Origin of the sequence: Hymenobacter fastidiosus (assembly GCF_039539565.1) — a bacterium.
In the GTDB taxonomy this organism is placed as follows: Bacteria; Bacteroidota; Bacteroidia; order Cytophagales; family Hymenobacteraceae; genus Hymenobacter; species Hymenobacter fastidiosus.
In genome coordinates, this window is the sequence record NZ_BAABDJ010000027.1 from 106,432 (window position 1) to 125,245 (window position 18,814).

The window sequence follows — 18,814 nt, forward strand, 5'->3', positions numbered from 1 at the left end:
CTGCGTGAAACCCCTCTTGGTAAGCCCGCCAGACATGTGAGCAAGGACAAGCTGACCGATTTTAGCGGGGCCTTTTCCTGGATGCTGCCCGCTTACGGCTTGGGCGTGGGTTCTTCTGCCGGCGGGGTGGTGTTCGTATTCACGCCTTCGTCCGGAGCGGCCCCACCCAGCAGATCAATCAGGTTCAGGGGCTCAAACTGGGCCGAGTCGGCGGCCAGTACGGTGCGCGTGGTATCGGGGCGCACGGCGCGGAAGATAGAGCCGTGGGCCGGGCCCGGGAAGCTCAGGTTGTAGGTCAGGCTCTCCCGGTCGTTCTGCCCGATCAGCCCCTTGCGAACCATGAGGTCGGCAATGAGGCGGTGGAAGTAGCGGGCGCTGCTGCGCATCTCACCGTAGTTGTTGAAGGAGCGTTGATAGTATTTGGGCCGCGGAATGATGCTGGCCAGGTACAGACTCTCCGACAGGTTCAGATCGGCGGGCGACTTGCTGAAGTAAAATTCGGCCGCCTCGGAAACCCCGTATTTTTTCGGGCCCCACTCGATGATGTTCAGGTACACCTCGAACATGCGTTCCTTGGGAACCAGCCGGGTGTTTTCCAGCAGCCACACAATCAGGGCTTCCTCCACCTTGCGGGTCACGGTTTTCTGCCGGGTCAGGAATACGTTTTTCACCAGCTGCATAGAAATGGTGCTGCCGCCCCGGGCGAAGCGCTTCTCCTTGATGTTCTGAATGGCCGACTTCACAAAGGCCTTTTCCATGAACCCCTTGTGATTCAGAAAGCGCGGGTCCTCGGCCGTCATGATGGCCGCTTTCAGGTAAGGCGAGACGTCACGGTAGGACACGAATTCCGGATTCGACGGACCCACGGCAAAGGTTTTGATGGAGTCGCCTTTGTCGTTATAAGCCGTGTACAGGAACTCCTCGTTGAGCTTGTTCAGGTTTTCGCGGCCAAAGCGGGTGATGCGGAAGTTCTTCGGCGTCAGCCCCGAGTTGAACTGCAGGCTGTCGAGCTGGTTCATGTCCAGCGCGAAGTGCATGTTGTAGGTGAGTGTGCCTTCGCCCCGCATGCCCTCCAGGGTATTGAACATACCTTCGGGCAGCGCCGCGAAAAACGTGTTGGCCGCCGTCTCAGCCGAGCGGATATCCGCTTTTACCTGCATGCCCGCCATGGTTTCGCGGCGGTTGCGCAGGCCGTTCACATCCCGCCCTGTCACCCGCTGGTTCAGCGGCAGCTTGCGGATGCTGATAACCGGGAAAAACTCCATGCGGTTCAGCGTCACCTTCGTCCCCTTGTCCAGGGCGGCAAAGGCCTGTCCCAGCCGGGCCACGAAGTCGATACCGCCGCGTGGAAAGCGCACGTCGCGGTCCGAAAGCTTGGGATGATTGACGATGAAGTTAGCCGCCGAGGCCGTACCGCGCACGGTTAGCTCGTCGTCGTTCAGCTCTTTATCGGCCAGGCTGAAGCGCAGCGTGTCGAACTGCACCCGGGCACCGTAGCGGCGCAGCACGTAGGGCAGCACTACGGGACGGCGGTCCAGGCCGAACACCTCCGCATTCAGCGCGTAGTCGCCGGGCTCGATGTGGCCCTGCACGCCCACCCGGTTTTCCACCGAGTCGACCACCGCCGTGAGCTGCCCGGTAATGTCGCCATCCTCAATGGCCAGGCGCGGCATGGTGATGCGGGCCCGGTGGCGGGGGCTGTCGTAGGTAATCAGGAAGTTGCGAAAATCGGCCTGGCCCGGCACGTTATCGAAGCTGGCTTCGAGCACCTGGTTGGCCAGCAGCGCGTAATTAGTGCCCTGAGTGGTATCGCGGGGCACGGCCGGCTGGGGGCCTTTTTTGCGGTAGAGAAAGGAATAGTTGTCGGAGCGGGCCGTCTTGCGGGCCGTCAGGCGGGCGTCACTGATTTCGAGGTTGCTGAATACGGGCCGGCCCGCGAACAGCGACCGGACGCTGAGGGCCACCGTCATCAGCCGCGCCCGCAGCAGCGTATCGTTGGTCTGGGCGCGGGGCACCAGGCTCATGCCCTCGATCTGCACCGTGTTCAGGTCGGTGAAGCGGGCCGGGCCCAGGGTGAGGGTTACGGGATATTTGCGCTCTACTCTGGCTTTCACCTGCCGCAGCGCGTAGGTGAGCAGCTCCTGGCGCTTAAGCAGAAATACGCCCAACGCCACCCCCAGCAGCAATACCAGGATACCCAGGCCAAACCCTATTTTTCGTTTTGTAGCTAAAGTCACGCGAGCCGGGAGAGAAGAGAAAAGTGCGGTCGGGCTAGCCAGATTCGTGCCGAACCCGCCGCCGCTCGGGAGTCAAAGGTAAGGAAAAAGCCCCGGGGCCGGGTCGGCTACGCGGCCTCATTCGCTACCTTTGACGCACTCTGGCCCACTTTGTTTCCTTCCGCATGAGCTCCGCCGCCGACTTTGCCCCTCTTTCGCCCCTGACGGCGGTTTCGCCCCTCGACGGCCGCTACCGCCGCCAGACGGCTCCGCTGGCCCCTTATTTCTCGGAGCTGGCCCTGATGCGTTACCGGGTACTGGTGGAAGTGGAGTACTTCATTGCGCTCTGCGAGTTGCCCCTGCCCCAGCTCCACGATGTGGACGCCGCCGTGTTTGGCGACCTGCGCGGGCTCTACCAGTATTTCTCCCTGGCCGATGCCGAGGCCGTGAAAGACCACGAGCGGGTAACCAACCACGACGTGAAGGCCATTGAGTATTTCCTGCGCGACAAGTTCGCGGCCCTGGGCCTGGGGCAGTACCTGGAGTTTATTCATTTCGGCCTCACGTCGCAGGATATCAACAACACGGCCGTGCCGCTGAGCCTGCAGCAGGCGCTGCTGCGGGTGCTGCTGCCCGCCTACGCCCAGGTGCGCAACCAGCTGGCCGCCCGGGCTACCGACTGGGAAGCCATGCCCATGCTGGCCCGCACCCACGGCCAGCCCGCCTCGCCGACGCGGCTGGGCAAGGAAATCCAGGTGTTCGTCGCCCGGCTCGATGCCCAGGTGGAGCTACTGGCGCAGGTGCCCTTCGGGGCCAAGTTCGGCGGGGCCACCGGCAACTTCAACGCCCACCTGGTAGCTTATCCGCAGGTCGACTGGAAGCAGTTTGCCGACGTATTCGTGAACAACCGCCTGGGCCTGCACCGCAGCTACCCCACCACCCAGATTGAGCACTACGACCACCTGGCCGCCACCTGCGACGGCCTCAAGCGGCTCAATACTATTCTCATCGACCTGGCCCGCGACGTGTGGCAGTATATTTCTCTGGGCTACTTCCGCCAGACCATCAAGGCCGGCGAAGTGGGCTCCTCGGCTATGCCCCACAAGGTGAACCCCATTGACTTCGAGAATGCCGAGGGCAACCTGGGCGTGGCCAATGCCCTGCTGGAGCACCTGGCGGCCAAGCTGCCCATCAGCCGCCTCCAGCGCGACCTGACCGACTCCACCGTGCTGCGCAACCTGGGCGTGCCGCTCGGTCACTCCCTGATTGCCCTGAACTCGCTGCAGCGCGGCCTCGATAAGCTGGCCCTCGACGAAGCCGCCCTGGCCCGCGACCTGGACGCCAACTGGGCGGTAGTAGCCGAAGCGCTCCAGACCATTCTGCGCCGCGAAGCCTATCCGGACCCTTATAACGCCCTCAAGGCGCTGACCCGCACCGGCGAGGCTATTTCCCAAACCAGCATCCGGGAGTTTATCGACACGCTGGCCGTGGGGGAGGACGTGAAGCAGGAACTGCGCGCCATCACGCCGCATACCTACGTGGGGCTGTAACCCGCCGGGGCGTAGCTGGCTGCTGCTTTCCCGGCGCGGGGCATCCGCCGGCGCCGCGCAGAGTAGTTTTCTGGCTGCTGCTCAACGGCCCGATCAGCCCTGCAGCCTGCTTCAGCAGCAGCTGGGTAGATGGCCCTCAGCAGCCCAATAGCCGAAGCCGGGCGGTGCTTGACGATAGCTATTTATTAACCAACTACTTATCGGAAATTTCCCTCAGAATCAGTAATTTGAGTTATACTACTGTAGGCCTGACCACTTGGACAGGCCTATACCACGCCCCCCTCACCTACTGCACCTCATTGTACCATCTCATCTACCAAAGTCAGGCCCGGGAGGTTTTTGATACTTTCCAGCTGGCGGTATTACTGGAAAAGTCCCGAATCTGGAACGTGAGGCACGGGGTGACCGGACTGCTGCTTCATACCCCCGATGGCCAGTTTATGCAAGTGCTGGAAGGCGAGGAACCGGACGTAAGGCGGCTGTATTACGGCCGGATTGCGTTGGATCCACGTCACTCCGGGTGCACGGTTCTCAGCGAAGGGCCCTGGGTCCGCCGCAGCTTTCCAGGCTGGAGTCTGGGCTTTCTTCCCGCTGAGCACCCAGACCTGCGTTCGGCTCCCGGCTTTGTGGAGCTCCGCAGCCTGCGGGCCCTGCTGCCGGGCCTGGCCCCTAATCGGCCCGCGCTGGTTCACCTGTTGCTGGAGTTCATTTCCCGGTATGATGAGAATCTGGACGCCGATACTCTCGAACCCTAAGAAGCTTCTTAGCGCAAATTTTAGGTTGGGATACGGGCTCTGGCAGGTAGTCCGCACCGGAACTATGCCCGCTGAAATCCGGAAACCAGCTTACTTGTCCTGGGCCGGGTCGGCATCCAGGGCTTGCAGATCAGTGTTGATCTGAGCCAGCACCTTCCGCAATTCGGTTTCGATATCATCGACCAGCTGCTCCAGCATCGGGCGGTCAAAAGCGCCCGGCCACTGCTCCAGCTGCTCCACCAGCGTCAATACCGGATAGATTCGTAGGTGCGTCAGGCTGGGCTTGACTTTATGGGCCGCCGCTTTCAACCCACTCAGCTCGCCGGTCAGCAGACTTTCCCGCAGGCTCGTCAGCACCAGGGTGCTGCTTTGGATAAACGTCCGAAGCATGAAGCTCACAAACTTGTCGTCGCCGTGGGCGGCTTCTTTCAGAATGTCGATCCGGTAAAGCCGGGCTTCGGGCTCGGGGGCCGGGGCCACGAGCAGCCAGTCGTGCACGAGCTTCAGCAGCTCGTCCTCGTGAAAAGGCTTGGCCAGATAATCGTTCATGCCCGCCGCCAGACATTTCTGATCATCGCCCCGAATAGCGTTGGCCGTCAGCGCGATGATGGGCGTGCGCAGGGCCAGCTCTTCCCGGAGCTGGGCGGTGGCTTCATACCCGTTCAGCACGGGCATCTGCACGTCCATCAGAATCAGATCAAATTCCTGGCTGCGCGCCAGGGCCACCGCAACGGCCCCGTTTTCGGCTTCCGTAACCTCCATGTGCGCATGCTGCAGAAACGACTTGGCCAGCATCCGGTTATACTCATTGTCCTCGACGAGCAGAATACGCTTCCCGCGCAGCTTTTCCCGCACCCGGTTCGAGCTGATGGGCAGCGTTTTCCGCGGCAGGTCGGTTTCCGCCCCAATGGGCAGCAGGAGCGAAAATGTGCTGATGGTGCCATGCTGCTGCTCACTCTCGATCCGCAGCTCGCCCCCCATCAGATTCACCAGACTGCGGGAGATGCTTAGTCCCAGCCCCGTACCACCGAACTTGCGGGAAACGGATGGGTCTTCCTGACTAAAATCCTGAAACAGGTTCTTGAGGTATTTCGGGTCGATGCCGACGCCGGTGTCGCTGACGCTGAATTCGATCAGCACCTGCTTCTTAAAAGTGGTCATCAGCTCGCAGGAAATCCAGATTTGCCCCTTTTCGGTAAACTTGATGGCGTTGCCGGCCAGGTTCAGCAGCACCTGAATCAGGCGGTGCGGGTCGCCGAGCAGCACGTCCGGAATGCCGGCGCCGATTTCCACGATCAGGCCCAGTCCTTTGTCTTCGGCTTTATACTGCAGGGTTTTCTCCACCTGCTCGCACACCTTGCGCAGGTTGAAACCGATTTGCTCCAGGGTCATTTTGCCGGCATTGATCTTCGTCAGATCCAGAATATCGTTGATGATAACGAGCAGGTTTTCGGCCGAGGAGGAAATGGCGTGCAGGTAGTTGCGCTGCGGCCCCGAGAGCGACGTTTTGGCCAGCAGTTGGCTCATGCCCAGAATAGCGTTCATGGGCGTGCGGATTTCGTGGCTCATGTTGGCCAGAAACCGCTCCTTGGCGGAGGCTGACTCCTCGGCGTAGCGCTTGGCCTGGCGCAGGTTCACTTCCAGCTGTTTCTGGTGCGTAATATCGAGCGTTACCCCGATTGTGCCGACGAGCTGCTTATCGTCGTCGTAGAGCGGGGCTCCGCTGACGAGCACCCACTTTATTTCGCCTCTTTTCGTTTTCAGCGATACTTCATAGGTGTCGGAGATACCCAGCGCCCGCAGCTTTCTTTTCTCTTCCAGCAACAGCCGGTCAGCTTCGTTGGGCATTATGCGGTCCAGGTTGCTGTGCAGCAACTCCTGCTGGGTATAGCCCGTAATTTCGCAGTAGCTGTCGTTCACGAATAACACCTCGCCTGCCAGATTCATCTCCAGCAGGCCCAGATTCAGGTTTTCCAGAATGCCGCGGTATTTTTCTTCCCGCCGCCGCAGGGCGTCTTCGGCCGTCTTACGCACGGTAATATCCTCGTACATCCACAGGTAGCCGATATAGCTGCCCTGGGCATAAATCGGCGTAGAGTCGCGCTCGATGGTTCGGCCATCCTTCAGCGCCAGCTCTTCGCCCCGGATAGTACGCTGCTGCTGCGGGGTTTCGATGGTACCGCGCAGAAAGCTTTCCTGATCATGGAAGTGCAGTTTGACCTGCTTGGCAAGCAGCAGGCGGTCCGTGCCCATCAATTCTTCGGGCGTGCTAGGCAGCTTAAACAGTTTGCAGAAAGCCTCGTTGACCAGAATAATTTTCCGGTTTTCATCTTCCATCAGTACGGCCCGCTGCAGGTTGGCAATGGTGCTGCTCAGGCGCAAGGTCGAGGCTTCCAGGGCCCGCTGCGTCCGGGTGATTTCCGTGACGTCGGTATGCGTTCCGGTTACCAGCAGGGGGTTGTGCTGCTCATCGCGCCGGGTAACCATGGCCCGCGATAAGATCCATTTGTCCTGCCCGTCCTGGTCAGTTACGCGGTAGGTAGTGGAGTACGTCGGCACGATTCCCCTCAGGTAAGCGAGTATCGCCTGCCGGGCCGCCACTTTATCATCGGGATGCACATTGTCGTACCAGGGTTCGGCATCCGCCTCAACCGACACCGGCTGGCCCTGGTACCCCAGCAGGAAGCGGTATTTCTCCGAGAGCAGCAGCTCGTGGGTCAGGCAGTTGTACTCCCAGGTATCGTTGCCCACGCTCTCCATGGCGGCCCGCCAGCGCTGCTCGGTTTCGCGCGCCGCTTCCAGGGCGACCATAGTAGCGGTAATATCCTGCAGAATGCCCCGGTAGAGCAGACCATGCTGGTCCTCGGCGGCAATAATGGCATCGCCCCGCCACCACCGCAACGGCTGGTCCGGCACCACTATCCGACCTTCAAAGTGCCAGGGAGTACGCATCCGGACGGAATCGGCAACTGTCTGCCGCCAGCGGGCTTTGTCTTCGGGGTGAATAAAGCGGGCGACCTGTCCGGCGTCGTCGCAGCTGATGCCAAACAACTCCTGCAGTTTGGGGCTGGAATAGGTGAACTGACTGGTCCCATCGAAGTTCTCCCGCCACTCATACATCACGCCCGGGGCGTTTTCGATCAGCGTCCGAAAGCGCTGCTCACTTTCGGCCAGCGTCAGCTGCGCTTTTTTCCAGTCCGTAATATCCTCCATCAACCCGGCGTACAGAGTTACCCGGCCCTCGTGGTCAAGCATGGGGTGGGCCTTCACCCGGATCCAGTTATCCTCGCTGTTCGGGCCCGGGTTTGGCACTTCGTACTGAAAAGGCTGGCTGTGGGCCAGACAGTCTTTCACGTAAGCCTGCGTCACCTCATCGTTCAGACACTTCCGAAAAAGGCTTTGGGCAGGCAGACCCATTACCTCGGGTAACTCATAACCACAGAGCTTAATTACCCCCTGATTGATCCAGGTGATACGGCCAGCCGCATCGGTCAGCAGTACCGCCGGGAAAATCTCCTGCACCAGAAACAGGAACTGCTCCAGGTTGACTTTTTCCGGCAGCGTAGGCATGCTCCCGGAGCCAGGCTGCTCCAACAGCGCTTTCAGCGCGTCTATCTCCGCTTGTTGCTGCTCTATTACGGCCTGCAGCCGAATGTTAGCAGATGCCAGGTGGGCCCCGTCAGAGTAGTTGTTTTCCATTATACGTCTCCGTCCTGGATCATTTTGTAGATGGTTGACCGGCCAATGGCCAGCTTTTGCGCTATCAGCGGCACATTGTTCTGGTACTTGCCCAGGTAGTGCCGGATAACGGCGCGGGTATGGTCGCGTAGCGTCTTTTCTTCCGCAAAAAAATCATTATTTCGGGAAGATATACCAAAGGTGATATCCGCCGGGTGAATTTCGTTCCCGTTGCTGAGCACGGCAGCCAGCTCAATGGCCGTTTTCAATTCGCGCACGTTGCCCGGGTAATCATACGCGATAAGCTTGTCCCTGGCGGCGGCAGTGAGCGTCAACGCCGGTTTGTGGTATTCGCGGCAGAACTCGGCCAGAAAGTACTCGGCCAGCAGCATAATGTCGAGGCTGTTTCGCTCCCGGAGCGGCGGCAGGCAGATCGGCAGCCCACTGATGCGGTAGTACAGATCTTCCCGGAACCTGCCTTTTCTGACCTCCTCCAGCAGGTTCATATGCGTCGCCGTCATCAGGCGCACATTGAGCTTGATTTTTTCACTCCCTCCCACGCGCTGCACTTCCCGCTCCTGCAGCACCCGCAGCAGCTTGGTTTGAATTGCGGCCGGTAGTTCCCCAATCTCATCGAGAAACAGCGTGCCCTGGTTGGCTTGCTCAAACTTGCCGATCTTCCGGCTGATGGCCCCCGTGAAAGCCCCCTTCTCGTGCCCGAAAAGCTCGCTTTCTACCAGCTCAGCGGGAATAGCCGCCATATTCAGGGCCACGAAAGGCCCTTTGTGCCGCTCCGAATTGCGGTGGATTCCCTTGGCCACCAATTCTTTGCCCGTACCGGTTTCACCGCTGATCGACACATTGACCGGCGTTTGAGCCGCCCGCTCCATCAGGGCAAACGTCTGCTGAATGGCCGGACTATTGCCTTTGAGCAAATTGGCAAAGTCGTACTTGTCGTGCAGCTGCTTTTCCAGACGCTTCACCTCCAGTTTCAGCAGGGAGTTCTCGCGGATTTTTTTAACGGCATTCCACAGCAGCTCCTTGGTGTATTCGTCTTTCGTTAGGTAGTCGGTTGCCCCCAGCTTGAGCAGCTCTACCGCGGTAGCTATTTTGTTCTGCGCGCTGATCACAATCACCGGCAGGCCCGGGTAGAGCTCGACCAGCTTTTTCAGCAACCGGTCACCACTGATGTCAGGCAGTGAAAAATCGATGGTAACCACATCGGGGCGCTCCTGTACCGTATCAAAAAACGCCTTGCCTGACCCGTAGAGCGTAACTATGTAATCGGGGTTGAGGGCGAGCTGGTACTGGAGCAATTGGCCATACCAGGGGTCATCTTCCACGATGCAGATATTGAATGCTACGTCCGGCTTGAGTTTCATTATAAAAAGAAAGTAGACTATTAGCTCAGGTCCGGCAGTGGCTGGCGGCCATCTCCCGCTCCGTATTTTCCCAGGCGCTGGGCTACCGCCGTTGGAAGCATTTGGCCGGGCTTTTTTTTAATGCCCTCTTCCGCAGGCGAACCTACCTTATATCACAGCAGGCCGATATTTTTAACCCCTACTGATGCCGGATTAGTTCAACCCGTTTGTTTTCCGGCCTTTCGGGCCTGGGGCGGATACTAACCGTAAGCCGGGCCGAAGCAAAAAAAGCCCCCGGATCGGCCGTAACCGAAGCTGGTGCGGCCCGGTTGCGCCGCTGGTCGAGGCGGGCACCCATTCCAGAATCTGGACCAGGAGTCCACGCCCTGGATTCAGCGCCAAGCCGTAGCCGGAATATAGCATTGACTATCAATTGATTACCTAAACAGCATATTTGGTCTCACTTTGGTACGGCACAGGTTGCGCGCCCGGCTAATCAGCTTGTAGCCGGCGTAGTAGCCTTCCTTTTTCTACCAGTAGCTATGTCTGTTTTTACCCTTGCTCATCTCGCCCGGCTCCACAATTCTTTGGCGGCGGCCCGGGCTGTAGGCTCCCGTTCGGGCAAGCTGGCCGTAGTAGCGGCTCTGGTCCTTTTCACCCGGGAGTCAGCCCTGGCCCAGGCTCCGGCCTGGCGCTGGGTGGCGCAGTCCAAAGAAAGTGGCGCAGCCGTTGTGCAGCAGGTAGTGGCCGACGCGGCCGGCAACGGCTACATTACCGGGCAGTTTTCCAAGCAGATCCACTTTGGCGCTTTGGCGCTGCAAAGCCTGGGCAGCAGCGACGTCTTTATTGCCAAGGTGGGCGCCGATGGCCGGTGGCTGTGGGCCCTGGCCGCCGGCGGGGCGGAGGCCGATAAGGCCGGCGGGCTGGTGGTAGACGGGGCAGGGACTGTAACGGTAGCCGGCTCTTTTACCGGTACGGCGCACTTTGGCAACTTCACCCAACAGAGTCAGGGCGGCCAGGATGGATTCGTAGCGGTGATTTCCGCATCCGGCGAATGGCGGACGGTGACAACGGCCGGCGGGAACGATCAGGACCAGATAACTGCCCTGACGCTGGATGCCCAGCAGAATGTATTTGTTGGCGGACGATTCCGCGGCCAGGCGACTTTCGGCCCCAGTACGCTCCGAAGTACCGCCGATGCCGATGCTTTCGTGGCCAAAATAGACGCTTACGGCCAGTGGCAGTGGGCCCGGCAGACGTATGGTACCGAACAGACCATCCTCACCAGCCTGAGCGTTGATGGCGAAGGCGAGCTATACGCGGCGGGCTACTTTGCCGGCAACACCCGGTTTGGTACCACCCGGCTGACCAGCGCCGGAACCCACGACGCCTTTGTAGCTAAAATGGGCAGTACCGGCACCTGGCAGTGGGCAACCTCCGGGGGCGGAACCAGTACCGATTACGTCAAAGGCCTGGCCGTAAGCGCGGAGGGCAATGTTTTTATAACCGGCTCCTTCAGCGGGCAGGCCACCTTTGGCCCTACCGCCCTGGCCAGCCAGGGAAGCGACGACGCGTACGTAGCGCAGCTTGATGCCCGGGGCAAATGGCAGTGGGTAGCCCCCATTGCGGGAAGCGCCCTGGAGGATGGAACGGCCATTTGTCTCGGGTCCGGGGGCAGCATTTTCGTAGCCGGTCGTTTCAGCCAGGGAGCTCGTTACGGAGCCACTACGCTAACCAGCCAAGGCCGCACCGATGCGTTTGTGGCACAGCTGAGTCAGACCGGCCAGTGGCTGGGGTTCCTGACGGCGGGTAGTACTGCCCCGGATGAATTGACTGCCATCGGAACCGGTCCCCACGGCGAAGTATATGTTGGCGGCATAGTCGGGGCCGCCACGCGCTTCGGGGCCTTACCGGCCGGCGCTACGGCACCGCAGGTGTTCATTGGTCGGGTGGCCTTTCCGGCCTACGTGGCCGCCGGCCACCAGTAGCTTTTGGCTACCGGCCGTTGCTACTTGACCAAAAGCGGTTGTGCCGGTTAGAACGGGAGGTTCACCCCGGAGCCTGAAACAGGGGCAGTTGGTGACCTGCCGATTTGAGGCCGTGACCCCAGGGCAAAAAACCAGGCCCGCCGCACAGGGCTTTTTGGGGGCGGCAGTAGGGCGCGTGGTGTCGGCGGCTACCTTTGCCGGATACTCCTTCCCGCATGGCTTCTCTCAACGGTACATTAGTTCATCCCGACTGCCGCCACTTTCGGGGCGATATTCCCTGCCGCCCCAACAAAGAGCACGGCTACCAGTGCGCCGGCTGCCCCGTATACGCGCCCGTGCAGCAGCGCATCCTCATCATCAAGCTCGGCGCCATTGGCGACGTTATCCGGACCACGCCGCTACTGCGACGCCTGCGCCAGGAATATCCCAACAGTAAAATCACCTGGCTCACGCTCACGCCCGCCATCCTGCCGGCCGACGCCATCGACGAAATTCTGAGGCTCGACCTGCCCAGCGTGCTGCAGCTGCAGGCCCGGGAGTTCGATCTGCTCTTCAATCTCGACAAGGACAAGGAAGCCTGCGCCCTGCACGACACCATCCGGGCCACCCAGAAATTTGGCTACACCCTGCACCCGAACGGCGTGGCCTGGCCCGGCAATGCGCTGGCTCACCACAAGTTCCTCACCGGCGTGTTCGATGAGCTGAGCCAGCAAAATCAGAAACCCTACGTGCAGGAAATCTTCGAGCTCTGCGGCTACGAGTTCCGCCACGAAGAATATGTGTTCGATACCCACGACGATAAAGGCTACCGCTGGGACGGGCTGCCGGTGGGCCAGCCCCGCATCGGCCTCAACACCGGCTGCGGCGACCGGTGGACGACCCGCCTGTGGTCGGATGAAAAGTGGATTGAGCTGATCGGCAAGCTCCGGCAGGCCGGCTACGCCCCCGTATTGCTGGGCGGTACGGCCGAGGAGGAGCGCAACCAGCGCCTGCACGCCGCCACCGGGGCCGCTTACCCGGGCACCTTCCCCCTGGAGCAGTTCATCAACCTGATGTACCAGATGGACGGCATCGTAACCCAGGTGACCATGGCCATGCACATCAGCATTGCCCTGCAAAAGCCCACGGTGCTGATGAACAACATCTTCAACCCGCACGAATTCGACCTGTACGGCCGCGGCCAGATCGTGCAGCCTGACCGGACCTGCGTCTGCTTCTACCGCGGCAGCTGTAAGCTGGGCACGAGCTGCATGGAGGAACTGCCGGCGCAGAAGGTATTTGCGGCGGTGCGCAAGAGCGTGGCGGTTTAACCAGAAGCAAACAGAACGTCATTCCGAGCGAAGTCGAGGAATCTCGCGTGCTGACGTTGCCAAAGCAAATGTCATGCTGAGCCCCGCGAAGCATCTCTACCGCTACCCCCGAAGCGGTAGAGATGCTTCGCGGGGCTCAGCATGACAATACCATTGCACGCGAGATTCCTCGGTCTCTGCTTCATGCGCAGAATGCTCGGAATGACGTTCTTTTCGGCTTCTATTACCCCTGCCCCACCGCCTTCAGCGCCCCCACCATCTCGCTCCACGAAAACTCCTTCTTCTTAGCCCATACCCCCGCCGTGAATTCGGCTTCGCGCTGGTGCTTATAGAAGTCTACCAGCGCGTCGGCAATGGCTTTAGGCGTGGGCTTCACTACGTAGCCGACTTCGCCGTCGGGAATCAGCTCGGCCAGGCCACCCACATCCGTGACCAGCATGGGCCGCTCTAAGTGGTAGGCAATCTGCGACACGCCGCTCTGGGTAGCGTTTTTGTAAGGCTGCACCACCAGGTCGGCGGCGCAGAAATAGTCCACCACCTTCTCGTTCGGGATGAAGTCGGTGGCGCGCACGAGGCGGCTTTCGAGGTTGTGCTTCTGAATCAGCACCTCGTAGGGGGCGGCATCTTCGTAATACTCGCCGGCAATGATGAGCTTGACGGGTAACGTCCGCAGCCGCTCGTCGGCAAAGGCTTCCAGCAGAATATCGAGACCCTTATACGCCCGGATAAAGCCGAAGAACAGCAGGTAACCGAACGCTGGATCAAGCCCCAGTGCCTGCCGGGCCGTTGCTTTCGGCTTCAACGGACCAAAATTATCGTAGAGCGGGTGGGGCTGGTAGCGGGCGGGCTGGTTGAAGCGCAGGCGGCGCAGATCGGCCAGTACCGCGCGGCTCATGGTCACGAACCCGTGACAGGCACTGAGAAAATAGCGGGTGAGGGGCCGGTCGCCGGGGCGCTTTTCGTGGGGAATCACGTTGTCGGTGATGGCCACCACGCGGGTGTGGTGGTTGCGCCGGATGCGTCGGGCAATGAAGCCCAGGGCGGGTCCCATAAACGGCAGCCAGAACCGAAAGATCACCAAGTCGGGCTTCTCCCGCCGCAGCCGCTCCCCCACTTTCCACCAGGTCAGCGGATTTACGGAGTTGATGCTGACTTCAATGTTCAGGTCAGCAGGACCGGGCTCGGTGCTGAACTGGGTCTGCCCCGGAAACAGGAAGCCGGGATACTGCAGGCTGAACGTCACCAGCCGGACTTCGTCGCCGGCCTCGCGGAAGGCCCGCGCCAGCCGTTCGTTGTACGTGGCCAGCCCGCCCCGCAGCGGATAGGCCGGCCCGATGATGACGACTTTCATAAGCAGATTAGATTAAAATAGAACGTCATGCTGAGCGCAGCGAAGCATCTCGCGTGCTGATGTTAGATTGGTAATCTAAGTCCCCCCTCCTCTTCGGAGAGGGGATTGGGGGTGAGGCGCAACGGCCGCAGGCGAGATTCCTCGGCTTCGCTCGGAATAACGTTCAATTACCTCAATCCAGGTTCAGCTTGTCCCGGATCAGGTACTGATTCTTGCGGGGGCCGCTGAGCTGGATCATCTCGGCCAGGAAACCGGCCAGGAACAGCTGAATGCCAACAATGACGGCAACCAGAGCCAGAAAAAACAAGGGCTGGTCCGTTACGCTGCGCGCGCGCAGGTTGTGAAAAGCCAGGTAGGCCTTTTCTCCTACCAGCCACAGCGTAATCAGCATGCCGAGCAGGAAAGATACCGTGCCCATGGTGCCGAAGAAGTGCATGGGCCGCCGCCGGAACCGGCTCACGAAGGTGATGCTGAGCAGGTCCAGAAAGCCGTAGACGAAGCGCTCCAGCCCGAACTTGGTTACGCCGTACTTGCGCTCCTGATGCTGCACGGCCTTTTCGCCAATGCGCCCGAAGCCGTTCCACTTGGCAATGACCGGAATGTAGCGGTGCATCTCACCGTATACCTCAATGCCCTTCACCACGCGCTGGTCGTAGGCCTTCAGGCCGCAGTTGAAATCGTGGAGCTGAATACCCGAAATCCAGCGCGTGACGCCGTTGAATAGCTTGGTAGGCAGCGTTTTACTAAGCGGGTCGAAGCGTTTTTTCTTCCAGCCGCTCACCAGGTCGTAGCGTTCCTGCACGATCATGCGGTAGAGCTCCGGCAGTTCCTCCGGCGAGTCCTGCAGGTCGGCGTCCATGGTGCACACCACCCGGCCGTTTGCCTCCTTGAAGGCCGTATTCAGCGCCGCCGACTTGCCGTAGTTCCGGTTGAAGCGGATACCGCGCAGGTGGGTATCGGCCTGAGCCAGCGCCTCGATGACGTCCCAGGAAGCATCCGTCGAACCGTCGTCGACCAGGATGACTTCGTACGTCAGCCCGTGCTGGCTCAGCACGCGGTTGATCCAGCGCGTGAGCTCCGGCAGGGATTCCGCTTCGTTAAGCAAGGGAATCACGATGGACAGCTCAACGGGAAAGTGTGGCGGCAAACGCTTACTCAAACTCGGGGCGGTTACGTTTGGTGATGGCCGCAATAATCAGGGACAGCAGAAACCCGATTATAACGGCGCTGACGATGGCGATAACGACCCCCAACGGGCCGGTGCTGAATTTCTGCGACATGGCAACTGCCTGGTCAACCTGGGCATCATCCATCCCCTGCTCTTCGAGTTTGGCCCGGGCGGCATCCATGCCCCGCTGGGCGGCCGACGGATCGATGAGCTCCAGGTAAGCGTAACGGAAGATAGCCCCCATAGTACCGGAGATGAGGGATATCAGGGTACCAATACCCAGCCCCTGGCCATAGGACATGAAGCCGCCATTGTTGGCTTTAAAGAAATTATGCGCCAGCACGACCCCGCCAATCCAGATGATGAAGCCCAGCAGGCTCAGCGGCACGTTGCTTTCCTGACCCGTGGCCAGCAGGATAAAGGAGAAAATAACGGAGGCCAGGCCCGTCAGAACGCCGTAGCGCACGGAAACAGAAACCGGGGTAACAATAGTAGCAGTGTTTTCCATGGTAGTGGAGGTAGTGGTGGTAGATGGAAAGGAAAAGATGTGGTGTTACTTCCGGAAAAATATTCCCCCTGGCACGCTCAGCAGCAGCCCGACCAGCAGCTTTTTAATAAAGTCGTCGGTTGCCAGGCTCTGCTCATCAATCTGCTGCAAGCCCTGAATTGTGCGCTTATACTGTTCCTGACCACCTTTCTGGCGCAGATACAGGGCCTTGGTTCCTTCGGCTATCTTGATCATTTCCGTCCGGCTGCGCTCCAGCTGCGCCGGCCCGGCGGCTCGCGCCAGTCCGTACACGCTGGCGGCAGAAACCATGGCGGTCAATAGCGTTATCAGCATCCCGACGCCGATTGACCGTTTCAGGCCGGGGCCGTCAGGCTGGAAGTACTTGCGCTGGCTCCACTGCCCGACCAGTACGGCCAGCGGCAGAAGCACCATCGCCATTACTTTCTTGGGCCCGAAAGGGTCGCTATGAGTCAGATAGAGGGCTACTACCCAGAGCCCACTGAGTACTCCGGCTCCCACCCCAAAGCGCAGGGCGGTATGCAATACCGGTTTATCGGGCGAAACAGAAGAATCCACGCGTGTTTTCAGAGTAAGGCGGCAAGATAGAAGAGTTTGGGCAAACTACTCCCTGGCAGGCTTACGCCGCCACGGCCACCGGCGCTGCTTTCCGTAGCCGGCCCAGAAAGCGCAGCAGCAGCACTTCCGCCAGCAGACTGCCCAGCGCGAGCCACAGGCAGTAGCGCCAGAGCGGAGTCCCTACGCGCTCCGCTTTGTACTGCGCCGCCACCGACTGCGCGGCAGTAGCCTCGTACACCTGCACCTTCGGCCGGTTGGGGCCAATCAGCTGCCGCAGCTCGGCGGCGGAATAGGTGGCCAGGCTTGATTCGCGCTTATCAAAGTTGAAAGCCAGCGTAGTCACGGGCTGGCCGTTGCGGGTCAGGGTGTAAAATCCCGACTCGCGCATCCCCGGCGGAACCTCAAAGCGCAGTTCCCCGGCCTGCATGCGCTGGCTGGGAATAAACGTGAGGCTGTCCTTCACCAGCTTCAGTACCGACTCTTTCCCGTTACCCCCAACCGCCTCCGTTCCCCCCAGCGTAACGGTTCCCTGATTGAGCCGGTAAGCCAGCCGCTGGTCGGTACGGTAGCTTTGCATGGCCAGCCGATACATAACCGGCACAAACAGCGCATGATTGGTAAAATCAGCATAGCCCCCGCCAAAGGGGGCGGCAAACAAGTAGACCATGCCCCGTCCACTGGCAAAGCCCGCCAAGTAGCCGTCGCCATCCCGCATCCGCAGCACATCAGTACCCGACCGGGACCAGCGCAGTACCGGTGCAGCTTTCGGCATCACGGCCTGCCGGCTTTGGCCGGCGAATACGTCCCGGAAAAATGGATTCTGCGGGCTGGGCTGAGCCACTTCCTGCAGGATGGGGGCACCGGCTGGTATTGCGGCCCACTGCACCGTACCGATACCCAAATCCCGGAATAGCTGGTTATACGAAGCCCGGCCCGCCGCCCCGGCCGGGGGCACAATCACCACCGTACCGCCTTGCTGAACCGCCTGCCGCAACGCTTCCCGCAGGCCCGCCTCAACCTGCGGTACCTCCTGTACTACAGTCAGGTTAGCTGCCGCCAGCTGCCGGTAGTCCGGATTCTGCGGGCGGCTGCCCTGGTAGGCAAACAGGGGCTCGTTGCCGTACAAACGCCGCGTATTGACCTCTTCCGGACTCCCAATATCAACTATCCGGATCTTAGGCGCCGGCTGCAGCGTGAAGTAGTAGGTATTATCGAAGGTGACGGGAAAATCCTCGACCTCCACCCGGCACTGTTGCAGGTCAGCGCCTTCCAGCCGTACCCGCACTGTTGAAATGGCGGTGCGCTGCGCTTCCACTGCCGTCTGGTAAGCCGCTACCTGGCGCGCACCCACGAACAGCTTCACCTGACAATTCGGCGCAACCATGCTGCCGCCGTTGCGCAACCGGACGCGCAGGGAAATATCGGTTCCTGCCCGCACGAAGGCATCGTCCAGCAGCACACTATCCACAAACACATTGGGAGTAGCCTTACCCGCCAGCGGAACCAGAAATACCTGCTGCCCGGAATCAGCCGCTAGCAGTTTAGGGGTGAAGCTGTTTTTTTGAAAGTCCGAGAAAATAAATACCTGCTGTGTTTTGCCACTGCGGGTTTTCAGCCGTTGCAAGGGCCCCTGAACCGCCGGGGCCGTTCCGGCAATAGCCAGCTGGTCGAGAGTCGTTTGAAAAGCCGCGGCGGACAACTGTCCGTTGCCTTCCGGCAGCACGTACCGGGTGGCCGCTGAATAGGCAGCCGGCAAGTCCCGCGCTTCACTGATGGCCCGCTCAAACAGCGGTTGATCGGTGTTACTCAACACCTGCATGCTGGGCGTTGCGTCAACTACCACCGCTACTACAGTGGCCGCTACGCCCTCACTCTTCCGTGCCGGTATAAAGGGCTGGCAGAACAGCAGCACCAGAAACACGAGGAAGCAGACGCGGGCCAGCAGCACCAACAGATGCTTCACCTTGCGCTGCCGCGCCGTTATCAGCTTGATTTCACGAATAAACCCAACATTGGTAAACAGGAGCCGCTGTGGCCTTCTAAGTTCGAACAGATGGATGGCAATGGGAATGGCAACAGCCAGTAACCCCCACAAAAACCACGGATAAGTAAGCGTCATTCTTGGTCAGTAAGTCCGTGAAGATAGAGACAAAACCTCCTCTGTAACGCTGCACATCCTGTTTCATTCTTTGTCAGCGTACCTAACAATATCCGGAGAGGATCCAGGATCTGAATAAAGGGTCCATTACGGGTGCCTAGACTGGCCTAGGTGTAAACACAAAACTGCCCTTTCGCACCGCATTGGGCGCAAAAGGGCAGCGTGTAGTAAGGTTGGCGGCGACCGACTCTCCCG

General features: G+C 60.1%; 12 protein-coding genes and 1 pseudogene. 5 read left to right on the forward strand and 8 right to left on the reverse strand.

What is annotated here, in order from left to right; translation table 11 throughout:
* Window positions 1-92: 92 nt before the first annotated feature.
* Complete coding sequence (locus tag ABD833_RS12610) at window positions 93-2,237, reverse strand: transglycosylase domain-containing protein (protein ID WP_345073422.1); 2,145 nt, start codon at window positions 2,235-2,237, stop codon at window positions 93-95.
* Window positions 2,238-2,401: 164 nt separating this feature from the next.
* Here ABD833_RS12610 and purB point away from each other — a divergent pair, with 164 nt between their 5' ends.
* The 3 genes and pseudogenes from purB (at window position 2,402) to ABD833_RS12620 (ending at window position 4,521) form a co-directional block, all read left to right on the forward strand.
* The gene (purB, locus tag ABD833_RS12615; RefSeq protein ID WP_345073424.1) at window positions 2,402-3,766 is read left to right on the forward strand and encodes an adenylosuccinate lyase; all 1,365 of its coding nucleotides are present in this window, start codon (window positions 2,402-2,404) and stop codon (window positions 3,764-3,766) included.
* Window positions 3,767-3,930: 164 nt separating this feature from the next.
* Window positions 3,931-4,332, forward strand: a pseudogene (locus ABD833_RS19365) (BLUF domain-containing protein); the annotation flags it as partial.
* 60 nt (window positions 4,333-4,392) lie between these two features.
* Window positions 4,393-4,521, forward strand: a complete 129-nt coding sequence (locus ABD833_RS12620; RefSeq protein ID WP_345073426.1) for a hypothetical protein — start codon at window positions 4,393-4,395, stop codon at window positions 4,519-4,521.
* A gap of 90 nt (window positions 4,522-4,611) precedes the next feature.
* On the opposite strand, the gene ABD833_RS12625 is transcribed toward ABD833_RS12620, so the two are convergent.
* Together ABD833_RS12625 and ABD833_RS12630 are read right to left on the reverse strand one after the other, a co-directional pair.
* Window positions 4,612-8,091 (reverse strand): PAS domain S-box protein, encoded by a 3,480-nt coding sequence (locus ABD833_RS12625; RefSeq protein WP_345073427.1) that lies wholly within the window; start codon window positions 8,089-8,091, stop codon window positions 4,612-4,614.
* Between the two features lie 128 nt (window positions 8,092-8,219).
* A complete protein-coding gene (locus ABD833_RS12630) occupies window positions 8,220-9,581 on the reverse strand; it encodes a sigma-54-dependent transcriptional regulator (protein ID WP_345073428.1) in 1,362 nt (453 codons plus the stop codon).
* A gap of 521 nt (window positions 9,582-10,102) precedes the next feature.
* Here ABD833_RS12630 and ABD833_RS12635 point away from each other — a divergent pair.
* Together ABD833_RS12635 and ABD833_RS12640 are read left to right on the forward strand one after the other, a co-directional pair.
* Window positions 10,103-11,548, forward strand: a complete 1,446-nt coding sequence (locus tag ABD833_RS12635; RefSeq protein ID WP_345073429.1) for an NHL repeat-containing protein — start codon at window positions 10,103-10,105, stop codon at window positions 11,546-11,548.
* 215 nt (window positions 11,549-11,763) lie between these two features.
* Window positions 11,764-12,858: a glycosyltransferase family 9 protein gene (locus ABD833_RS12640; protein WP_345073430.1), complete on the forward strand. Its 1,095-nt coding sequence runs from the start codon at window positions 11,764-11,766 to the stop codon at window positions 12,856-12,858.
* 223 nt (window positions 12,859-13,081) lie between these two features.
* Here the strand turns inward: ABD833_RS12640 and ABD833_RS12645 are convergent, their stop codons facing one another.
* From ABD833_RS12645 to ABD833_RS12665, 5 genes are all read right to left on the reverse strand, one after another.
* On the reverse strand, window positions 13,082-14,209 hold the full coding sequence (locus ABD833_RS12645; protein ID WP_345073431.1) for a glycosyltransferase: 1,128 nt from the start codon (window positions 14,207-14,209) through the stop codon (window positions 13,082-13,084).
* A gap of 172 nt (window positions 14,210-14,381) precedes the next feature.
* On the reverse strand, window positions 14,382-15,368 hold the full coding sequence (locus tag ABD833_RS12650) for a glycosyltransferase family 2 protein (protein ID WP_345073432.1): 987 nt from the start codon (window positions 15,366-15,368) through the stop codon (window positions 14,382-14,384).
* Window positions 15,361-15,885 carry a DUF4199 domain-containing protein gene (locus ABD833_RS12655; protein ID WP_345073434.1) on the reverse strand — a complete coding sequence of 175 codons (525 nt, stop codon included), beginning with the start codon at window positions 15,883-15,885 and terminating at the stop codon, window positions 15,361-15,363. The genes ABD833_RS12650 and ABD833_RS12655 overlap by 8 nt, the downstream gene beginning before the upstream one ends.
* Before the next feature lie 45 nt (window positions 15,886-15,930).
* Entirely contained in the window at window positions 15,931-16,461 is a 531-nt protein-coding gene (locus ABD833_RS12660; protein WP_345073436.1) for a DUF4199 domain-containing protein, read from the reverse strand.
* Window positions 16,462-16,522: 61 nt separating this feature from the next.
* Window positions 16,523-18,580 carry a BatA domain-containing protein gene (locus ABD833_RS12665; RefSeq protein ID WP_345073437.1) on the reverse strand — a complete coding sequence of 686 codons (2,058 nt, stop codon included), beginning with the start codon at window positions 18,578-18,580 and terminating at the stop codon, window positions 16,523-16,525.
* Between the last annotated feature and the right edge of the window lie 234 nt (window positions 18,581-18,814).